This window comes from Serratia sp. OLAL2 (genome assembly GCF_002752475.1).
In the GTDB taxonomy this organism is placed as follows: Bacteria; Pseudomonadota; Gammaproteobacteria; order Enterobacterales; family Enterobacteriaceae; genus Serratia; species Serratia bockelmannii.
This window is the reverse complement of record NZ_MSTL01000015.1, coordinates 1-610: the sequence shown is the minus strand read 5'-3', so window position 1 is coordinate 610 and position 610 is coordinate 1. Positions and strand designations below refer to the sequence as shown.

The following is a 610-nucleotide window of genomic DNA, read 5'->3' as shown; positions in this document are numbered from 1 at the left end:
CGCCCTTCATCGCCTCTGACTGCCTAGGCATCCACCGTGTACGCTTAGTCACTTAACCTCACAACCCGAAGATGTTTCCATCGTTCGTGCTGCAAACATTTGAGAGACTCTATGACAGGTTACTCTTTATCCCAATACGTCTACGGAGGGATAAATTTCAGCCGTCATGTTTCAATTTTCAGCTTGTTCCAGATTGTTAAAGAGCAAAATACTTCGCAGCATACTGTCGCCAATATACTCTGAAGTATTAAATACCGGACTATATGGTGGAGCTAAGCGGGATCGAACCGCTGACCTCCTGCGTGCAAGGCAGGCGCTCTCCCAGCTGAGCTATAGCCCCATACAGTCACGTGCAGTACCTTTTCCACTTCGAAGAAGTGGTAGGCCTGAGTGGACTTGAACCACCGACCTCACCCTTATCAGGGGTGCGCTCTAACCACCTGAGCTACAAGCCTATAAAGGTATTTCTGCTCGTTACTTTCTATCAGACAATCTGTGTGAGCACGCCACTCGAATCAATATCTTTAGGTAAGGAGGTGATCCAACCGCAGGTTCCCCTACGGTTACCTTGTTACGACTTCACCCCAGTCATGAATCACAAAGTGGTAAG

Annotated in this window: 2 tRNA genes and 1 rRNA gene; all 3 read right to left on the bottom strand. The window is 48.2% G+C overall.

Going from position 1 to position 610, the window contains the following annotated elements:
• Positions 1 to 264 precede the first annotated feature (264 nt).
• A tRNA-Ala gene (locus BVU99_RS08855) sits at positions 265 to 340 on the bottom strand.
• 38 nt (positions 341 to 378) lie between these two features.
• Positions 379 to 455 (bottom strand) — tRNA-Ile (locus tag BVU99_RS08850).
• Positions 456 to 529: 74 nt separating this feature from the next.
• Positions 530 to 610: ribosomal RNA gene (locus BVU99_RS08845) — 16S ribosomal RNA — on the bottom strand; the annotation flags it as partial.